4 protein-coding genes are annotated in these 2,782 nt (G+C 59.9%); 2 read left to right on the plus strand and 2 right to left on the minus strand.

Going from position 1 to position 2,782, the window contains the following annotated elements:
* Positions 1-135 precede the first annotated feature (135 nt).
* Positions 136-474 (minus strand): hypothetical protein, encoded by a 339-nt coding sequence (locus WBV42_RS17630; protein WP_423987185.1) that lies wholly within the window; start codon positions 472-474, stop codon positions 136-138.
* 40 nt (positions 475-514) lie between these two features.
* On the opposite strand from WBV42_RS17630, the gene WBV42_RS17635 reads away from it, so the two are divergent.
* Entirely contained in the window at positions 515-724 is a 210-nt protein-coding gene (locus WBV42_RS17635) for a hypothetical protein (protein WP_423987186.1), read from the plus strand.
* A 145-nt stretch (positions 725-869) separates the two neighbouring features.
* Complete coding sequence (locus tag WBV42_RS17640; protein WP_423987187.1) at positions 870-1,571, plus strand: helix-turn-helix domain-containing protein; 702 nt, start codon at positions 870-872, stop codon at positions 1,569-1,571.
* Between the two features lie 2 nt (positions 1,572-1,573).
* Here the strand turns inward: WBV42_RS17640 and WBV42_RS17645 are convergent, their stop codons facing one another.
* Entirely contained in the window at positions 1,574-2,524 is a 951-nt protein-coding gene (locus tag WBV42_RS17645; protein ID WP_423987188.1) for an alpha/beta hydrolase, read from the minus strand.
* Between the last annotated feature and the right edge of the window lie 258 nt (positions 2,525-2,782).

The raw sequence follows: 2,782 nt of genomic DNA on the forward strand, positions 1-2,782 counted from the left end.
CGTCGATGAAATGCCGATGTCCGGACCGTCGAAGATCGACCGGGAAGCCGTGAAGGCGGAATTCGGCGAGGAGTAGACGGGTTTTCGTTTCGCCGAAATTGGCGAACGGTTCGAATTCAAGGACACCAATACTGGTTAGGCCGTTGATGATAATGTGACGTTCATGAAGGCGATGCGCCCGGAAACCCCGTCGATATTCATACCCGGTATGATCGTCTTCGGAATGGTGACGTGGCTACTCGTCGGTCTCCTGTTTTCGGATACCCCGGCCGATCGGGTGGTTTCGGGTGCCCAGACGGGGTTCCTTCTCTCCCTCGTCTTCATCCTCGAACGATGGATAAGACAACGGATATCGACGTAGTTGATCCGCGTGAGAGTTGTCGGCTTTTCTGGAGCGCCGCCGACGTTTCCGTTCCTGCAGAATTTCGGTGGGGAAGGGGCTTCAAGAGTGAACGATTCGGTGTAAACCTCCATCTTTCAACAGTTATATGATTGTGTAAAACAAATGTTCGGTATGGTGGAATTCAACCTCCAAAACCCGTGGGTTTTCGTTCCGGTCATGGTCGTGATTTGGGCTGTCATCTGGGCAGCTATCGGGATGCTCCTCTTCGACAAACAGGGATCTCACCAGTTGTTCATTGGTGGTATGGGTGGCCTGGCGTTTGGGCTCATGACCGTCTATCTCCGCCGAAACGAATGGAAAACGCCGAAGAACGATTCCTAGTTTCGTTTGGACTTCGATACGACTCCCCGACAGTCCTCGATTGCCTCGCTCGGAAATCGACTGTCAGTAATCATCTCCCTTCAACAGATAAGAAAACTATTTTAACTCGTCTTACGTATGGTTCGCGGTAACAGAGTCAACGATAATGATAGACCTCACGATGGACATGGAGCAGTACGACTGCCCGTTCATCGACACCTCGGACGACTACGGGGTGACGTACTCCGCCGTCCACTGGGATTTCGACCGCTCGGCGGAGGAGTTGGAGACGCGACTGGTCGTGGAGGGGGAAGACAGGAACGAACTCGACCACGGGTTGCAGGCCCTCCGCGAACACGACAACATGCACGGCTGTTCGCTGCTGTCGAAGCGGGACAACGTCGCGCACATCCGTACCGTCATCGGACAGACGGAGGCGATGGAAGCGATCAGAAACCACGACGGCTACATCACCGGCCCGTTCTACATCGAGGACGGCCACGAGTTGTGGCACGTCGGCTTCGACCACGAGGACGTGGCCAACGGCGCGCTCTCGGAACTCGAATGGAAGAATGAGTTCGACGTGGTGTCACGCGAGACGACCGACCTCCCCGACCTCCAGAACCTCGTACAGAACGCCGGGGCCGCGATGACGCTCATCGACGGCTGTCGTGACCTCTCGGACGTCGAGCGCGAGACGCTGGAACACGCGGTTCGGGACGGCTACTTCCAGAGTCCGCGTTCCGCGACGCTCGGCACGCTGGCCGACGAGTTCGGCGTCTCGAAACCGGCCGTTTCGAAGAACCTGCGACGCGGCCAGCGAAAGATGATCCAGCGCGTCGTGGACGCGCTGGAACTGCTCGACTGATCTTATTCCTCGAACGCGTCCCGTAACCGTGCGCCAGCGTAAGCCAGAAATTCGTCGGTCCTGTCCACGGCGCCGACCATGCTCGCAAAGCCGTGGATCATCGCCTCGTAGTTGCGGTGCTCGACCGGCACGCCGTCCTCCGCGAGTCGGTCGGCGTAGGCGATTCCCTCGTCGCGGAGCGGATCGAAACCGGCAGTTACGACAGTCGCCGGTGCGAGACCGGAGAGGTCGCGGGCCAGCAGTGGATGGGCGTACTCGTTTCGCGCGTCCGAGGGGCGGGCGAAGTACTGTTCCTCGAACCACTCCATCGTGTCAGCTTCGAGCAGGTAGCCCGTGGCGTTCTCCTCGATAGAATCCGGTGCCGGTTGGACCGGCGAGCGGACGACCGGATAGATGAGCAGTTGGTGGGCGAGATCGGGGCCGCCGCGGTCCCGAGCGGCCAGCGCGACGGCGGCCGCGAAGTTCCCACCTGCACTGTCGCCAGCGACGGCGATTTTGTCGGAATCGACGCCGAGGACGGCGGCCTGTTCGCTCGCCCACGCGGCGGCGGCGTAGGCGTCCTCGAACCCGGCCGGGAAGGGGTGTTCCGGCGCGAGTCGGTACTCAACGGACAGGACGACGCAGTCGGCTTCGTTCACGAGTCGCCGACAGATGGGGTCCACGCCGTCCAAGTCGCCCAGCACGAACCCGCCGCCGTGGTAGTACACCACCAGTGGTCGGTTATCGCCATCACCGTCGGGTTGATACAGTCGAACCGGAATCGGCTCGTCCGGGCCTTCGATCTCGAACTCCTCGATCTTCCCGACCGATTCCGGTTGGGCGAGGGTCGGCCGCTCCTCCATCATCGAGCGGGCGGCCGAAACCGTGAGGCCGCGACCCTGTAACCGGGCGGCCGTGGATTGGGAGAGCAGCGAGAGGACGTTCTGCACCTGTGGGTCCGGTTCGTCTACCATGTGATCCGTCCGTCCTTTTGACGATCGATAAGTGATTCCTCCATTTTCGTGTACATTGCTGTCCTCACGGGTAATTATTTGAACGGGGAGCTATTGGAGGTTGGGTGTGTTCCGGAGTACTCCCGGCGACTGCGTCGGAACGACCGACGGACGATCGTTCGAACGTGTGTGTCGTCGTGGGAGTCGGTTCAATGGTCGCTTAGATCGTGCCAACGGACGGGAAACGGACACAAATGGGAACGTACCGATGAAATGTCG

This window comes from Haladaptatus sp. (assembly GCF_049589095.1).
Lineage (GTDB): Archaea > Halobacteriota > Halobacteria > Halobacteriales > Haladaptataceae > Haladaptatus.

Excerpts from the sequence above, each read along its gene's own strand:
- WBV42_RS17630 (WP_423987185.1), bottom strand. The coding sequence starts at position 474 with ATGGAGGTTTACACCGAATCGTTCACTCTTGAAGCCCCTTCCCCACCG.
- WBV42_RS17635 (WP_423987186.1), top strand. The coding sequence starts at position 515 with ATGGTGGAATTCAACCTCCAAAACCCGTGGGTTTTCGTTCCGGTCATG.
- WBV42_RS17645 (WP_423987188.1), bottom strand. The coding sequence starts at position 2,524 with ATGGTAGACGAACCGGACCCACAGGTGCAGAACGTCCTCTCGCTGCTC.
- WBV42_RS17640 (WP_423987187.1), top strand. The coding sequence starts at position 870 with ATGATAGACCTCACGATGGACATGGAGCAGTACGACTGCCCGTTCATC.